We start from the raw sequence: 15,583 nt of genomic DNA on the forward strand, positions 1-15,583 counted from the left end.
CCCTTGCCCCGGCCGCGTCGGCCCGGGGTCCCGGCCCGGGGTGGGCAACCCTCCTCCCGGGGGCGCCGGCTGCCGGGGTCATCGATCGATCAGCGCTGGGCCTCCCAGGTGACGCCGAACTTGATGCCGTCGCCCTGCACCGAGTCGGTCACGCCGGACGGGAGCGCGTAGGTGAACCGGAAGACGCGCCACTTGTCCTTGCCGATGGCCGGCGCGCTGAGCGTGGTGGTGGCGTATGCGTTGTTCCCGCTGATCAGGGACCGGATGCTGGCCGCCGCCGTGACGTCGCTGAACGTGCCGACGCTGGCCGGCGCGCAGCTGTTGCCGGGGTCGCTGCTCAGGTCGGCGCTGTTCACCTCGACCTGCAGCGTGGTGTAGTCGTCCATCTCCGCCGCGGTGCTGTCCGCCCAGGTGGTGTAGGCGGCGCCGGCCAGGCTCTCCTGCGCCTGTGCGGTCGGGAAGTACATCTTGATCGCGGTCGGCGTGAGCGTTCCGGTGTACGTGACACCCATACAGACCGTCGCGGTATCGCCCGGAGCCAGGTTCGACGCGTTGAACATCGCGGTCGCGGCGTCGTTGTCGGAGATCGCGACGGTACCGGCGCCGAGCGTGTTGCCGTTGTTGACGGTGGACGCGGTGAACGTCGCGTGCGAGGAGGACCAGACCAGCGCCGAGCAGACGCCCAGCCCGGCGACGGTGGCCACGCCACGGCCCAGGCGAGCCGTCATCCCGGCCGATCGGGCGACCTTGGTCATGTATCCGAGCATGCTGCTGTCCCCTTCAACGTTCCCCCGTGGAAACCGCGACGGCGGCTTCGGGGGTCCAGTTCGGTTGAAGGGCGGCGGGCTTCGAGTCGCGGAGCAGTGCAGCTCCGGTGCGGATGGGTGTGCGGTGCGCCCCCGCGGGCCGGCTCGACGGCCGTACGGGGAAAGGCTTCTGATCCTTCTTGTGATCCTTGTGGCGGGGCGGCGGGCGCCAGAGGAGGAGGGCGATCACCATGATGGCGGTGGCGATCACCGGGGTGAGGTTGCGCTGGGTGATCCAGAGATAGGGCAGCCCGATGTACGGCACCCGGAGGCGCGGGACGCCGACCATGTTCGCCCTCGGCACCGGCGTGGTGTCCTCCGACGCGTTCGCGTCACCCTTGGTGATCATGGCGCCGGAGTCGTCGAAGCGGATCACCCGGTGCATGAGCAGCTCGTCGGGGCGTGCCGGGTTGTGGACCAGGACGATCGTGCCGAGCTCGACCTTCTTCGCGGTCGGCGCGGCGGAGACGACGTCGCCGGGACGGATGCCGGGCATCATCGAACCGGAGACCACCACGGTGGTCTTCCACCCCATCAGCCCCGGGCAGACCGCGATCAGGAACATGCCGACCAGACAGGCGATCGTCGCGTCCCGGACCTCGATCAGGAACCAGCGGACCAGCGACCGGTCTCTCCGGGTTTGTGAGTGCCTGCCCACGGCGCGCATCTCCCTGTCATCCTTCCTGTCCCATCGGCGCGGCCCGGGGACGGCTGAGCGCTCAGTTTCCGGACGGTTGCGCCGACGGGGGAACCATGGGGCGAACGCGGTGGGGGATCGCCCTGGCGGTCGTGGCCGCCGGGCTGGTCGCCCTACTCCTGCTGCCGCCCTCGTCGGCGACCTTCACCTCGACGGTCACCGTCCCGGCGACGATCGCGGCGTCGGCCGGCTTCCCCGGCGTGCCCAGGCTGATCAGCGACAAGGCGCCGGTCTTCTACCACCGGATGGAGGAGCCGCAGACGGCGACGGCCGGGTCGGCGGCGGCGGACACCATGGCGTCCAGCGCGGGCGTCTACGGCCCGGCGACGAACGGACCGTCCCTGTGGTGGCGCTTCGACGAGACCGCCGGGGCGACCTCGTTCAGCGACGTCTCCGGGGCGGCCGGCACCGGCTCCCTCACGGGTACGGCCACCGCGGGCGGCGCCGGTCCGATGGGCGGCGCGGTCACCCTCGGCAACGGGAGCTACCTGTCGTCGGCCGGTTCACCGTTCCGCGCCGATCGCAGTTTCACCATGTCGTCCTGGTTCAACGTCGGGTCCACGGTGCCGTCGGCGAGCCGGTTCGGCGTCCTCAGCATGACCGGGAGCGCGACGACCAGCGACGCGATGATCTACGCCGAACAGCCCTCCGGGTGCGCCGGTACCTGCTGGGGGTTCGCCATGGGCACCGGGAGCGGCGGGTTCGACCACGCCCGCGGCACCAGCGCGGTGGCCGCGAACACGTGGGTGCACCTCGCGGCGGTCTTCGACAAGACGACCACGACGATGTCGCTCTACGTCAACGGGTCGCTGGAGTCCTCCAGGGCGCACACGGTCCCGGCGAGCGCGTCCACCGGCGCCGGGCTGACCGCGGGACGGTACCGGGACGGCTCCTGGCTGGGCACCACCGGCGGGACCGCGCAGCTCGGCGAGGTCCGGACCTGGCGGCGCGCCCTGACCGCCGCGGAGATCACCCAGCTCACCGTCCGGCCCACCGCCCGCTACGCCTTCACCGAGACCGGATCCGGTACGACGTACACGACCGTCGCCTCCAGCACCGGCGCCCCGGGAGCGGTCAGCCGGTCCGCCGCGATCAGCCCGGCCGGCGGCGCCGCGCTCTCCACCGGGCGCGAGGGCAACGCGCTCACCATGGCCGACCCGAGCGTCAGCGGATGGCTCACCGGCCCCAACGCCCAGCTCGGCACCGGCAGCTTCACCCTCTCCGCCTGGGTACGCCTGACCGACGGTTCGGCCGACCGGACGTACTTCTCGGCGAACACCGGCCTCGGCAGCGTCGCCTCCTTCGGGTACAGCGCGAGCGCCAACCGCTGGGTGGCGAGCGTGTTCACCACCGTGCTCACCACCGTGACGATGCAGGGCGACGTGACCACGCCGGTGCTGAACCAGTGGACGCACCTGATCATGGTCCACGACGACTTCAACAACCTCTTGCGGATGTACGTCGACGGGACGGCCCAGACGCCGGTGGCCTTCGCCTACACGCCGGCCAGCGGCACCTCCGCGGTCGAGATCAGCGGCCGGCTGAACCTGAACCTGCTGATCACCGACGTCTGGGCCGGGCAGATCGACGACCTGCGGATCTACAACGGGTACCCGCTCAACGCGGCGAGCACCACGGCGACCACGCTGCAGACCTTCGTCGCGCTGCTGAATCCCGGGCTCTCCGCGGAGGCGCCCGGGGGCCTGCAGGGCAGCACGAAGACCGGGCACTCCGGGTCGACGGCGGTGGCCTTCGGCGGTACCGGCAACGGGTACGACGACAAGTACGCGGTCAGCGCCGCCACCGGCGCGTTCACCGTGGAGTGCCTGGTCCGGGTGGGTGCCGGGCAGAGCGGGGTGATCGCGGGGTTGGTGAACACGGGGAGCACCGACCGGCTCCTCTACGTCGACGCGGCGGGGAAGCTGCGCTTCGGGGTGCTCCAGTCCGGCACCGCGGTCACCGTGGTCAGCGCCGCGAGCGTCGACGACGGAGCCTGGCACCACGTGACCGCGAGCGTGGGACCGATCACCGGCTCCGGCACGATCGCGGCCGGGGGACTCCGCTTGTCGCTGGACGGGACGGTGACCTCGAACAACACGGTGACGACGGCCGCCGCGTCGACCGGGGTGTGGCGGTGGGGCGGCGCACCCGTGCTCCCGCTGAACACCTGGCCGTCCGCGCCCGCCAACCCCTACCTGACCGGGACCCTCGACGAACTCGCCGTCTACGACAGGCAGCTCACCGACCAGGACGACCTCTGGCGCGTCTACGCCAACTACTGACCAGCTGAAACGAGTTTCATGATCGCACGGGTGGGTGCTGTCAGGATGTGCTGGTGCGGCTGCTGGTGGTGGAAGACGAACGTGAACTGGCCGAGTCCCTGCGCCGTGGCCTGGTCGCGGAGGGGTACACCGTCGACGTGGCCCATGACGGGGACACCGGGCTCGACCTCGCGCTGACCGCCAAGCAGTTCGCGGTGCTGGCCTGCCTGGCGCGCCGGGCGGGCACCGTGGTGAGCAAGGTGGAGATCCTGGACGAGGTGTGGGACGAGGCGTACGAGTTCCCCTACTACGGCATGGGGATCAACTTCGCGGTGGTCGACCGGCACGGCACGGTGCTGCTGGCCCAGGCCGAGCTGGCCTGGTACGTACGGGAGAGTGGTCTGACCTTCCCCACATCCCCGCCCGAGCCGGACGAGGGCAACACATCGTTCGGTCACATCGAGGTCCTGCTGCGGCCCGCCCGCGACGGTGAGCGGGCGCCGCACGACGGCCGCGAGGTCACCCTGGTGACCTACAACGTCAACCCGACGGGCGGCGAGGACGCCGCGGACATCGAGGCGACCGTCTACATGCTCATCTCGCCGATCGACGCGGAGACCGCGGTGGCCCCGGTCGACTACTGGCTGCTGCGCGGTCTCCCGGTCGCGGTGCTCTTCGTCGCCGCGATCGCCTGGTGGGCCGCCGGCCGGGCGCTGAAACCGGTGGAGAGGATGCGGTCCGAGCTGGCCCGGATCACCGCCGCGGAGATGAGCAGCCGGGTGCCCGAGCCGACGACCGGGGACGAGCTCACCCGGCTGGCCGTCACCATGAACGCGACCCTGGACCGGCTCGCCGACGCGGCCGAGCGGCAGCGCCGTTTCGTCGCCGACGCGGCTCGCGACCGCGGCCACGGCGGCGCCGGGCTGGGCCTGGCCATCGCCCGTGACATCGCCGTGCGCCACGGCGGCCGCCTCTACCTGGCCGACTCGGACGACGGTGCCTGCTTGACGGCTGAGATCCCGGCTGTCTCTCCCGCGTCGCCCGGCTGAATGATCTTCAGCTTGATTCAGTCGTGGTTCAGCCGCGGCCCGGCACGCTCGCCGCATGTCCGTCACCGCTCTCCGCCACCCCGGTACGCAGGCACGACACGCCGCCCTGCGCGCCGTCGTGGCTCCCTGGCCGCTCGCCGCCGCGCTGTTCGCCGTCTACGCCTGCTGGTCGATCCACCGGCATCTGCGGCTGCGGACCAGCGGGTACGACCTCGGCATCTTCGAGCAGGCGGTACGCGGATACGCCCACCTCGGCGCGCCCGAGGCGACCATCAAGGGACCCGGCTTCAACCTGCTCGGCGACCACTTCCACCCGATCCTGATCCTGCTCGCCCCGGTGTACCGGCTCTTCCCCGGCCCGATCACGCTGCTCGTCGCCCAGGCCGCGCTGATCGCCGTCTCGTCGATACCGATCACCCGGCTCGCCACCCGGGTAGCCGGTCCGGGTGCTGGTCCGGGTGCCGGGGCGAGCGCCGCGGTGGCGTACGGAACGTCCTGGGGTCTGCAAGCGACGGTCGACTTCGACTTCCACGAGGTGGCCTTCGCCGTGCCGCTGCTGGCGTTCGGCCTGACCGCGCTGGTGGAGCGCCGCTGGACCGCCGCCGCGGCGTGGACGCTGCCGCTGATCGCGGTCAAGGAGGACCTGCCGGCCACGGTGGCGGTCATCGGACTGCTGGTGGCGGTGCGCGGCCGCACGCGCCTGGGCGTGGCGATGATCGTGACGGCGATCGGCGCGGGCGCCGTCATCGTCGGCGTCGTCCTGCCCGCCCTGAACCCGGCCCACGTCTACCTCTACGCGGCGAGCGCGGCCCCCGACGGCCAGGACGTCCTGCACCGCCTCTTCCTGCCCGCCGGCAAGTTCCGCACCCTGCTGTGGCTGCTCGCCCCGACCCTCTCCCTCGCGGTACGGTCCCCGCTGCTGCTGGTCGCGCTCCCGACCCTGGCCTGGCGCTTCTGGTCGACGAACCACCTGTACTGGGGAACCGGCTTCCAGTACAGCGCCGTCCTGATGCCGATCGTCTTCGTGGCGTTCCTCGACACGCTCGCCACCCGGGCCACCGCCCGCCGGGCGCGGGTGGCGCTCCACACCGCGTGCGCGCTCGCCCTCGCCGCGACGATGCTGAAGCCGATGCCGTTCCGCGGCTTCACCGAGCCGGGCGACTGGACGCCCGACGCCCAGTCCGAGCAGGTACGCGCGGCACTCACCCGGATCCCGGACGGCGCCCGGGTCGCCGCCGACAACCGCCTGGCGCCACACCTGACCTCCCGCTGCACCGTCTACATCTTCCCCACCTACCCCCGGGCCACCGTCCGACCGGAATGGATCGCACTCAGCACCCCACCCGACACCAGCATCGCCTCCCGGCCCACGATGAACGCCGCCCTTGCGCGCCTACCGGCCTCCGGCTACCGGCTCACGCTCCGGACCGGAGACCTCCTCATCTACCGCAGCGCGGCGGGTTGACCCTGACGCTGCGTCAACCCCGGATGCTGACGTGCATGAGTGTGATGTCGGGGACGGCGGCGATACGCGTACGCGGGCTGGAGAAGTCCTTCAAGAAGTTGAGTGTGTTGCGGGGGGTGGACATCGAGGTGGCGCGGGGCAGCATCTTCGCGCTGCTCGGGTCGAACGGGGCCGGGAAGACGACCCTCGTGAAGATACTGTCCACGCTGCTCAAAGCGGATGCCGGGAGTGCCGAGGTGAACGGCTTCGACGTCGCCGGGGACGCGGCCGGGGTGCGGCGGTCGATCAGTCTGACCGGGCAGTTCGCGGCGGTGGACGAGATCCTGACCGGGCGGGAGAACCTCGTCATGGTCGCCCGGCTGCGGCATCTCGGGGACGCCGGTGCGGTCGCGGACGGGCTGCTGCGCCGGTTCGGGCTCGGTGAGGCCGGCGGGCGGCGCGTGGGAACGTACTCCGGAGGGATGCGCCGCAGGCTGGACATCGCGATGAGCCTGGTCGGCGAGCCGCCGGTGATCTTCCTGGACGAACCGACCACCGGGCTCGATCCGGAGGCGCGGCTCGACGTGTGGCGGGCGGTCAAGGAGCTCGCCGCGGGTGGCACGACCGTGCTGCTCACCACGCAGTATCTCGACGAGGCCGAGCAGCTCGCCGACCGGATCGCGATCCTGCACGAGGGGCGGATCCTGGTGGACGGGACACTCGACGAGCTGCGGAAGCTGCTGCCGCCGGCGAAGGTCGAGTACGTCGAGAAGCAGCCCACCCTCGAGGACGTCTTCCTCACGCTGGTGAACGGGGGAGACCGGTGAACGACACCGTCGTCCTGCTTGGCCGTTCGCTGCGGCACATCGCCCGCAGCCCGGACACCATCATCACCACGGTGCTCACCCCGATCGCCATGATGCTGCTCTTCGTGTACGTCCTCGGCGGCGCGATCCGGACCGGAACCGGTTCGTACGTGAACTATCTGCTGCCCGGCATCCTGATCGTCACGGTCGCGTCGGGGATCTCCTACACCGCGTACCGGCTCTTCCTGGACCTGCAGAGCGGGATCTTCGAGCGGTTCCAGTCGATGCCGATCGCGCGTTCCGCCGTACTGTGGGCGCACGTCCTGACCTCGGTGGTGGCGAACCTGATCTCGCTCGTGGTGGTCCTGCTGGTCGCGCTGATCATGGGGTTCCGGAGCGGCGCCGGGGTGCTGGGCTGGCTCGTCGTCGCGGGCATCCTGGTCCTGTTCACACTGGCGCTGACCTGGCTCGCGGTCATCCCCGGGCTCGCCGCGAGCTCGGTGGACGGTGCCAGCGCGTTCGCCTACCCGCTGGTCTTCCTGCCCTTCGTCAGCTCGGCGTTCGTACCCACCGGCTCGATGCCCGGGCCGGTCCGCGCGTTCGCCGAGAACCAGCCGGTCACCTCGATCGTGAACAGCCTCCGGGCCCTCTTCGCCGGGCAGCCGGTCGGCTCGGGCATCTGGATCGCTCTCGCCTGGTGCGCCGGCATCCTCGTCGTCGCTGTCGTCTTCGCGCGGCTGGCCTACCGCCGACGCGTCGGCTGAGCCAGGATGGGCCATGCTGACGATCGGGCAACTGGCCGGGTACGCCGGTGTCACCGTGCGGGCCGTCCGCCACTACCACCAGATCGGACTGCTGCCGGAGCCGTCCCGGGACGCCTCGGGCTACCGGCGGTACGGCGCCCCGGCCGTGGTGGCGCTCATCAAGATCCGTACGCTCGCCGACGCGGGCGTGCCGCTGGGCCGGATCGCCCGGATGCTGGAGGCCGGCGAGACCGACTTCGCCGCGGCGGCCGAGCGGATCGACACCCGGCTGCGCGACGAGATCGAGCGCCTGGAGACCAGTCGTAAGCAGGTCGCGCAGCTCACCGCCGGGGACAGCCTGGTGCTCCCGCCGCCGGTCGTCGCGTACCTGGACCGGCTGCGGGAGCTGGGCGTGTCGGAGCGGATGCTCGCCGGCGAGCGGGACGGCTGGATCCTGGTCGCGGCCCGCTGGCCGGAGCAGGTCCTGGAATGGCTGCCCGGCAAGTTCGCGCAGCTCGAGGACCCGCGGATCGTCCGGCTCTACCGGGTGCTGTCGGCGCTGACGGAGACCGAGGGCACGGACGATCCGCTGCTCCGGGAGGCCGCCGACCTCCTGGTCGAGCTGGCCGAGGAGGCCGAGGCCGCGGGCGGCTGGGACTTCGCCGAGCAGGAGGGCGACGACGTGTCGTTCGCGCTGCTGGACGACCTCGCCGACGCCTCCGACGACCGGGCCCGACGGTTGCGCGCGATGATGCGCGAGCGCGGCTGGGACGGCTGGACCCGGATGCAGCGCATGTGAGCGCCACATAGGATCAGCGATTTGATCATGTGTCGGCGGGGGAACGATGGGCGAGCACGGGGGACGGTCGGCGGTTCGGTGTCTGGCGGCGGGGGTGGCGGCCGGGGCCGTCATGATAGGGGCGGGGGCCTGGGCGGTCGCGAAGGTGACCGGGGCGGCGAGCTTCGCGGCGCTGCCCGGGCTGGTGATGGACGCGCACCGCGGTGGTGCGGGTGAGCCCGGCGTACGGGAGAACAGCATCTCCGGGGCGAACGCGATGCTCGCCGCCGGGACCGTGGACGTGCTCGACGTGGACACGCGGCAGCTCGCGGACGGGACGCCGGTGCTGATGCACGACGGGCGGGTCGACCGGACCACGGACCACACCGGGGTGGTCTCCGGCTTCACCCGGGCGCAGTGGGCGGAGGTCCGCCTCGACACCGGGGACCAGCCGGTGGAGGCGGCACCGACGCTGGCCGCGTACCTCGACGAGATCGGTGGGAAGGCGGTCATCACGGTCGAGGCCAAGGACGCGGCCGAGGTGCCGCGGCTCGCCCGGATGATCGAGAAGCGGGAACTGCGGGATTCCGTGCTGGTCAACACCAACGATCCGGCGGTGGCGCGCCGGATCCACGACGCCGGCCTGCTCACCCACCTGTGGCGGAGCGTGGATCAGCTCGCCGGGGACGATCCGCGCGCGTGGGCCGGGTACGTGGACGTGCTCGACATCGACTACCGGGCCACCGACGCCCGGATCGAGGCGGCCGTCGGGTCGGGGATCCCGCGGGTGTGGGCGCATACCGTGCAGACGTCCGCGCAGCGCGATCGCGTGGTCGGGCTCGGCGTGACCGGCGTGATCACCGACTACCCGCTGTCCCTCTCGGGGCGCTGACCACCGGGGACGACGAGCTTGTTCTGGTACGCCACCACGACGGCCTGCGTGCGGTCGTGCACCTCGAGCCGCATGATCACCCGGCAGACGTGCGTCTTCACCGTGGCCATCGCCAGGTGCAGCCGGGTGGCGATCTCCTCGTTGGTGAGGCCGTGCGCCATCAGGACGAGGATCTCGCGTTCCCGCGCGGTGAGCCGGTCCAGGACGCCCGCCACCGGTCCGGTGGCGGGCGTCGGCCGGGTCACGATGCCGGCGATGACGCCCGGGGTGACCGCCGGGGCGAGGTACCCGTTGCCCCGGGCCACGCAGCCGATCGCCTCGGTCAGCTCGGTCGGCGCGGCATCCTTGAGCACGAAGCCCGAGGCACCGGCGCGCAACGCCGAGAAGACGTGCTCGTCGTCGCCGAGCCCGGTCAGGACCAGCACCTTCACCGTGTAGTCGGGATCGGCGGTGAAGTCGTCGGCGGTGAGCCGCCCGGTCGCCTCGACGCCGTCCATCACCGGCATGTCGAGGTCCATCAGCACCACGTCCGGGGTCAGCTCGCGGGCCAGCGTGACGGCCTCGGCGCCGTTGCTCGCCTCGCCGATCACCTCGAGATCCGGATGGACCGAGAGCATCATCCGCAGTCCGCTGCGGACCAGTACCTGATCGTCCACGAGCAGCAGGGTGGTCATCAGCCGACGACCCTCTCCGTGATGGGCGGCACGGCGGCCGGTGCGGGGCGGACCGCCACCGGGAGGACGGCGTCGACCTCGAAGCCGGTCGCGGTCGGGCCGGTCTCCAGGGTGCCGCCGACGGTCTGCACCCGCTCCCGGAGCCCGAGTAGCCCCAGTCCGCTGGAGAGCTGGGCCGCGCCGCTGGTCCGGCGGCCGGGGCGGGGCGCGTCGTTGCGTACCGTAAGAAGCAGTCGATGTTCCTCCCAGGCCAGCTCCACCTGGACGGTCGTCCCCGGACCGGCGTGCTTGAGGGCGTTGGTGAGTGACTCCTGCACGATCCGGTACGCGGTCAGCCCCACACTGGGGTCGAGCGCCCCGGCCATACCCCGCTCCTGCTTGGATACGGTCAGCCCGGCACCTCGGGCATGATCGAGCAGCTGCTCCAGCCCGTCCAGATCCGGCTGCTGCTCGACGGAGGTGCCGTCCCCGTCGCCGGCCGCGGACCGGAGCAGACCGAGAAGCCGGCGCAGCTCGTTCATGGACTGCCGCCCGACGTCCTGGACCACGTCGAGGGCGGCCTCGGCGCCCTTCGGGTCGACGGCGAGCACCGCCCGGGCCCCCGCCGACTGGATCATCATCACGCTCACCGCGTGGGCGACGATGTCGTGCAGCTCCCGGGCTATCCGCAGCCGCTCGGCCCGCAACGCCTCCGCGGCGGCCGTCTCCCGTTCGGCGGAGGAGCGGTCGGCGAGCCAGGCACGGTATCCCAGCAGCCAGGCGCCCCCGGCCACCAGCATGAGAACGATCAGCCCGGTGACAGTCCACAGCGCCCCGCTGTCCAGCCCCAGGGCGTAGGTGAGAAAGGGCAACGCGCACCCTGCCCACCACGGCAGCGACCGGGCCGGTGGACTCTGCCGGGCGAGGGCGTGGAGCGCGATGAGGATGCCCAAGGTGGGCGTGTAATCCTCGAACAGCGAGCCGACCGCGGAGGCCCAGACCAATTGCACGACGAGCACCAGTGGCGGATATCGATGCCGTAGCGACAATGACGCCAGGGTCGCGGCGCTACCGACCGGAACGACCCAGGAGGGCGACGACCCGCCGCCATCCAGGCCGTTGTCGTCGGACCAGATGAGCAGGTCCACGGTGAAGGCCCCGGCTATCAGCAGCAGCTCCGCGGCCAGGTGACGGCGAGTCGGCGTCTTCATTTCTGGGGCTTCGTCGTCGTCTTCTTCGGAATGAGGGCCTTGAGGATGTTCTCGCTGTCGGAGCAGGTGCGGGTGCCGTCCTCGTCGGCCGGGCCGGCGCAGTCCGGTTCCGCCCCGGCGACCGGGCTCAGGACGGCCTGCGTGGCGACGTCGAGGTGCGTTTCGTCCCAAAGGAATTTTTTGTCAGTCATGTCGTTAATGTTCTACCCTGACGAGCCGCCCGGCGACCGACTGTGGCGGTAACTTCACCCGACCCGCCTACCGTCGCGGGTGTCATCCCACAGCGGTATATGGGCTGGTCAGAGCCGTCCGGCACCTTATCGGCAACTCACCGCTGCGGGACGATGCGCGGTCCGGCCCGCAGCGGTGAGGATTCATCCGTCCGGCGAAACCAGAACGGCCGGCGAACACGACCGAGAACACCGGGAGGACTCATGAACGCGACCGCGTTCGCCGACCGCGAGACCGAACTGCGCGACCTGCTGGCCATGGCCTCGCACGACCTGCGGAGCCCGCTGACCAGCGTCACCGCCCACGTGGAGATGCTCCGCGCCGACTACGTGACCGTTCTGGGCGACGATTTCGCCCGGGACATCGCCGCCATCGAGCGCGGGCTCCGCCGGATGACACGATTGACCCAGGACCTTTTCGAGTACGCCCGGGCGGGCCACGAGCTCGACCTGGCCCCGACCTCGCTGGCCGAGATGGTCGCCGACGTGATCTCGGACCACGTGACCGGAACCGACCAGGGTTCGGTGACGGTGACCGGTGCGCTGCCGCGGGTGTACGCCGACGCTGCTCTGCTGCGGCACGTGCTGGACAACCTGATCGGCAACGCCGTCAAGTACACCCGCCCGGGCGTACCGGCGCAGGTCGAGATCGGCGCCCACGGCATGCCGGACGGCGCCGTGCTGATCGCGGTCACCGACCGGGGCATCGGCATCCCGGCGGCGGACCGGGCCGGGGTCTTCGAGCCGTACCGCCGCGGCGCGAACAGCGGCGGCTACACGGGGACCGGCCTCGGCCTGGCCATCTGCCGTCGCATCGTCGAGCGCCACGGCGGTCACATCGGCGTCGACGAGAACCCGGCAGGGGGGAGCCGATTCTGGTTCACCCTCCCGGCTGTCCGGGACTGACGACGGCCCGCATTCCGCGAACACCCTCCACCGGACCGCCGTATCCTCGGCGATAGGAACGTCTCCGGAGCCTCTCATGCATGATGTCGCTGGTCCGCCCTTGCTCTTGACCGACAATCCGATCACCGGGCGTGGGGACGATCAATTCGGATTCGGTACGCATGGCCGCGTGCTCTGCGACGCCATCGAGGCGACCGTTCATCTGCCCCTGACCGTCGGTGTCTTCGGGCCGTGGGGAACCGGCAAGTCCAGCTTCCTGAACATCTGCCGCGAGATGCTGGACCGGCGCGGCATCCCCGCGATCGCCTTCAACCCGTGGAAGTACGACGACAAGGAGGCGATCTGGCACGCCCTGATCCAGACGATCCTCACCGAGATCGCCGGGGAGCCGGACGGACGGCGCCAGGACCTGGTGGCCAAGGCCCGGCGGCTGAGCAGCACCGCCACCTGGCTCCTGCTGCGCCACGCCGCCGGGCCGCTGACCGCGGGCTTCGTCGACGGCGACGACCTGACGGCGGCGCGGGACGCCTGGCAGACCGGGGGCGTCGAGAACTACCGGCACATCAACCACTTCGAGGCGGACTTCGCCGAGCTGGTGCGGACCTTCGTCGGCGACCGGGGGCGCCTCGTGGTGTTCGTCGACGACCTCGACCGGTGCCACGGCGACACCGCCATCGCGGTTCTCGACGCGCTCAAACTCTTTCTCGGCGAGGCCTCCTGCGTCTTCGTCCTCGCGATGGATCTCGACGTGATCTCGGCGGCGGCCGCGAAACGCGTCGACGGCGATCACGCGCGCGGCCGGGAGTACCTGGAAAAGCTCATTCATTTCCCCTATCACCTTCCCGAGGTGCGTTTCGAAGCGGTATTCCGGCAATTGCAGGACTCCGTGGTCGAGGAGCTCAGCGGCGACCCGGCGCTGTGGCAGCTCGCGGAGGACGCCTTCGGCGACAATCCGCGCCGGATACGCCGTTTCGTCTCGGCACTCAACCTGACGACGGCGACGCTCCGGCTGCACTCGCGGCCCAGCCGGGACCGGCTGATGCAGGCGGCGATCCTGCTGGCCCTGCGGATGCGTTTCCCCGACTTCTTCCGCCGGGTCCAGGCGAACCCGGCGGTTTGGGTACGCCTCGACGAGGCCGCCCGCACCCAGAACAATGCCGGACTGCGCCAGGACGAGGTCGAGCTGGCCGCCGCCGAACCCGCGCTCGCCGACCTCCTGCTGACCGTCACCCCGGGCGACCGGGCCGGCTGCTCGTTCCCGGCCATCCCGACGAAGGCCCAGATCGAGGTCGTCACCCAGGTCCTGACGGTGACCGGCGGATCGGGGGACCCGTCGTGAACGCCGAGGCCCGCTACGCGATCGGGCTGGACATCGGCGACGGCGAGAGCTGCCTCGGCTGGGCGCCGCTCGACCGCTCCGAGCCGACCCGGATCTACGCGCGGCCCCGCTCCGGGGAGCGCAGCATCGTGACGGCCCTGGCGCAGCCGCCGTCCGGCACGGGGTCCCGCCTGCTCGGCGACGAGGCGGTGATCAGCCGCGACGCCACGCACTTCAGCGTCACCTTCAAAGGGGTACCGGACGTGCTCGCCGCCCGTACGCCGGACGCCGTCGTCTTCGCGGAGTCCCTGATGGCGGAGTTCCGGGAGTGTCACCCGGAGGTCGTCCGGGAGGGCATGGCGTTCGTCGGGCACCCCTCGGGCTGGCCGCCCGAGGCCGTCGCCGCGTACGGGCGGCACCTCGCGGCGCTGGACCTGCCGGTGCGGCTGGTACCGGAGTCACAGTCGGCCCTGCTGCACGTCCGGGACCGTGGCCGTACCGAAGGGCAGCTCGAACGGGCCCTGATCATCGACATCGGCTCGTCCACGACGGACTTCACGATCGTCGAGGACCTCTCGCCGCGGAACCTGCCGGTCGGTGCCAGCCTCGGCTGCCGGCGGATCGACGAGCAGCTCGCCGCGCTGGTCCGGGACGCGCTGCACCACGACGCGGCGCTGATGGAGGCGCTGGACGTCGACGGCGGCCCGGACTTCCTGCTCCTCGCCTGCCGATGGGCCAAGGAGGCGCAGTTCTCCGGCGTACCCCGGCGGATCATGAGCCTGCGGGAGTCGTGCGCGGAGCGCTTCCGGCCGATCGTCGCCTCCGCGTGGACCTGGCTGCTCGACCTGGAGATCCCGCAGCTGGTGGCGGCGCCCGGCGGCTGGGGCGAGGACTTCCGCGCGGTGCTCACCGAGGTGGCCGACCTGCTCGGCGACGGCCGTCCGCATCTGATCGTGCTCACCGGCGGTGGGTCGCGCATGCCGCTCACCGACAGCCTCTGCCGCGAGATCTTCCCGCACTGCCTCCTCGCGTACGACGAGGACCCGGCGTTCGCCGTCGCCCGGGGCCTGGTGAGCAACGGGCAGCACCGGGCCGCCGTCGCTCGTTTCCGGCGCGACGTGTCCGACCTGATCGGGGCGCCGGAGACCGCGGAGGTGGTCCGGACCGAGGCGGCGCTGGCGCTGGACACGATGAAGGACCGGGTCGCCGCCCAGATGCTGGAGGCGCGCGGCTCGGCGGCCACGCTGGCGAACCACATCAGGTTCGGCATGTACGAGGCGGAGTGCGCGCTGGCCGAGGCGCTCGTCTACTACCTGTCGATGCGGGTGGAGCGGATCTGCCGCCGTCACGGTGTCCCCATCCGTCATCTGGCGCTCGACCTGACGCTCCCGGACCTGTTCACCGATCGCCTCGACCAGGTCCTCGACCGTGCCGCCGAGGTCGAGCAGCTCACCGAGCTCAGCGCCCCGGCGGCGCTGGGCCAGCTCGGTTTCCACCCGGGTGCCGTCCACGGGCTTCTCCACACGGCGGTCGAGGCCGCGCTCGAACGGGTCCGCGCACGGCTTCCGCAGCCCGTGATCCCGAACGTGGCGGCGTTCGCGATGGGGGTCGTCGCGGGCGGCTCGGGCCTGGCCGCCGACCACGTCGCGCGAGCATGGATCCTGCGCGTGCTCCGCCTCGGCGAGTACACCCCGGACGAGCTCGACCGGATCACCGTCCAGGTGCTGGCGTCGATCACCGAGCAGACCAGCGCACGGGCCCGCGCCCTGGAACGCTGGCTGGCCTGAGC

General features: G+C 71.4%; 15 protein-coding genes and 1 pseudogene. 11 read left to right on the forward strand and 5 right to left on the reverse strand.

Translation table 11 applies throughout. The features are described from left to right. Positions 1–89: 89 nt before the first annotated feature. Together AB0M08_RS19620 and AB0M08_RS19625 are read right to left on the reverse strand one after the other, a co-directional pair. Positions 90–755, reverse strand: a complete 666-nt coding sequence (locus AB0M08_RS19620; RefSeq protein WP_364494882.1) for a TasA family protein — start codon at positions 753–755, stop codon at positions 90–92. A 25-nt stretch (positions 756–780) separates the two neighbouring features. Continuing rightward, complete coding sequence (locus AB0M08_RS19625; RefSeq protein WP_364494885.1) at positions 781–1,464, reverse strand: signal peptidase I; 684 nt, start codon at positions 1,462–1,464, stop codon at positions 781–783. 95 nt (positions 1,465–1,559) lie between these two features. Here AB0M08_RS19625 and AB0M08_RS19630 point away from each other — a divergent pair, with 95 nt between their 5' ends. The 8 genes and pseudogenes from AB0M08_RS19630 to AB0M08_RS19665 all read left to right on the forward strand — a co-directional run bounded on the left by AB0M08_RS19630 (position 1,560) and on the right by AB0M08_RS19665 (position 9,476). After that, a complete protein-coding gene (locus AB0M08_RS19630; RefSeq protein WP_364494888.1) occupies positions 1,560–3,785 on the forward strand; it encodes a LamG domain-containing protein in 2,226 nt (741 codons plus the stop codon). A gap of 53 nt (positions 3,786–3,838) precedes the next feature. Beyond that, a pseudogene (locus AB0M08_RS19635) lies at positions 3,839–3,958 on the forward strand (response regulator transcription factor); the annotation flags it as partial. Next, the gene (locus AB0M08_RS19640; protein WP_364495168.1) at positions 3,959–4,813 is read left to right on the forward strand and encodes a HAMP domain-containing protein; all 855 of its coding nucleotides are present in this window, start codon (positions 3,959–3,961) and stop codon (positions 4,811–4,813) included. Positions 4,814–4,868: 55 nt separating this feature from the next. After that, entirely contained in the window at positions 4,869–6,278 is a 1,410-nt protein-coding gene (locus AB0M08_RS19645) for a DUF2079 domain-containing protein (RefSeq protein WP_364494891.1), read from the forward strand. Between the two features lie 35 nt (positions 6,279–6,313). Beyond that, a complete protein-coding gene (locus AB0M08_RS19650; RefSeq protein WP_364494894.1) occupies positions 6,314–7,084 on the forward strand; it encodes an ATP-binding cassette domain-containing protein in 771 nt (256 codons plus the stop codon). Beyond that, the gene (locus AB0M08_RS19655) at positions 7,081–7,827 is read left to right on the forward strand and encodes an ABC transporter permease (RefSeq protein ID WP_364494897.1); all 747 of its coding nucleotides are present in this window, start codon (positions 7,081–7,083) and stop codon (positions 7,825–7,827) included. Before AB0M08_RS19650 ends, AB0M08_RS19655 begins: the two co-directional genes overlap by 4 nt. A gap of 13 nt (positions 7,828–7,840) precedes the next feature. Then, a complete protein-coding gene (locus AB0M08_RS19660; protein ID WP_364494899.1) occupies positions 7,841–8,605 on the forward strand; it encodes a MerR family transcriptional regulator in 765 nt (254 codons plus the stop codon). A 112-nt stretch (positions 8,606–8,717) separates the two neighbouring features. Beyond that, positions 8,718–9,476, forward strand: a complete 759-nt coding sequence (locus AB0M08_RS19665) for a glycerophosphodiester phosphodiesterase family protein (protein WP_364494902.1) — start codon at positions 8,718–8,720, stop codon at positions 9,474–9,476. Here the strand turns inward: AB0M08_RS19665 and AB0M08_RS19670 are convergent. From AB0M08_RS19670 to AB0M08_RS19680, 3 genes are read right to left on the reverse strand one after another with little or no spacing between them, the layout of a single operon-like run. Beyond that, a complete protein-coding gene (locus AB0M08_RS19670; protein ID WP_364494905.1) occupies positions 9,449–10,150 on the reverse strand; it encodes a response regulator transcription factor in 702 nt (233 codons plus the stop codon). The two genes, AB0M08_RS19665 and AB0M08_RS19670, sit on opposite strands and share 28 nt — an antisense overlap. Further along, on the reverse strand, positions 10,150–11,340 hold the full coding sequence (locus AB0M08_RS19675) for a histidine kinase (protein ID WP_364494908.1): 1,191 nt from the start codon (positions 11,338–11,340) through the stop codon (positions 10,150–10,152). Before AB0M08_RS19675 ends, AB0M08_RS19670 begins: the two co-directional genes overlap by 1 nt. Continuing rightward, complete coding sequence (locus AB0M08_RS19680; protein WP_364494911.1) at positions 11,337–11,531, reverse strand: hypothetical protein; 195 nt, start codon at positions 11,529–11,531, stop codon at positions 11,337–11,339. The genes AB0M08_RS19675 and AB0M08_RS19680 overlap by 4 nt, the downstream gene beginning before the upstream one ends. Before the next feature lie 243 nt (positions 11,532–11,774). Between AB0M08_RS19680 and AB0M08_RS19685 the strand changes: the two genes are divergently transcribed. From AB0M08_RS19685 to AB0M08_RS19695, 3 genes are all read left to right on the forward strand, one after another. Further along, on the forward strand, positions 11,775–12,476 hold the full coding sequence (locus tag AB0M08_RS19685) for a HAMP domain-containing sensor histidine kinase (RefSeq protein WP_364494912.1): 702 nt from the start codon (positions 11,775–11,777) through the stop codon (positions 12,474–12,476). A 169-nt stretch (positions 12,477–12,645) separates the two neighbouring features. After that, positions 12,646–13,815 (forward strand): P-loop NTPase fold protein, encoded by a 1,170-nt coding sequence (locus AB0M08_RS19690; protein WP_364494915.1) that lies wholly within the window; start codon positions 12,646–12,648, stop codon positions 13,813–13,815. Then, positions 13,812–15,581, forward strand: coding sequence for a hypothetical protein (locus AB0M08_RS19695; protein WP_364494918.1), 1,770 nt, complete (start codon positions 13,812–13,814; stop codon positions 15,579–15,581). Before AB0M08_RS19690 ends, AB0M08_RS19695 begins: the two co-directional genes overlap by 4 nt. The last annotated feature ends 2 nt before the right edge of the window (positions 15,582–15,583 follow it).

Origin of the sequence: Actinoplanes sp. NPDC051851 (assembly GCF_040681165.1) — a bacterium.
Classification (GTDB): domain Bacteria; phylum Actinomycetota; class Actinomycetes; order Mycobacteriales; family Micromonosporaceae; genus Actinoplanes.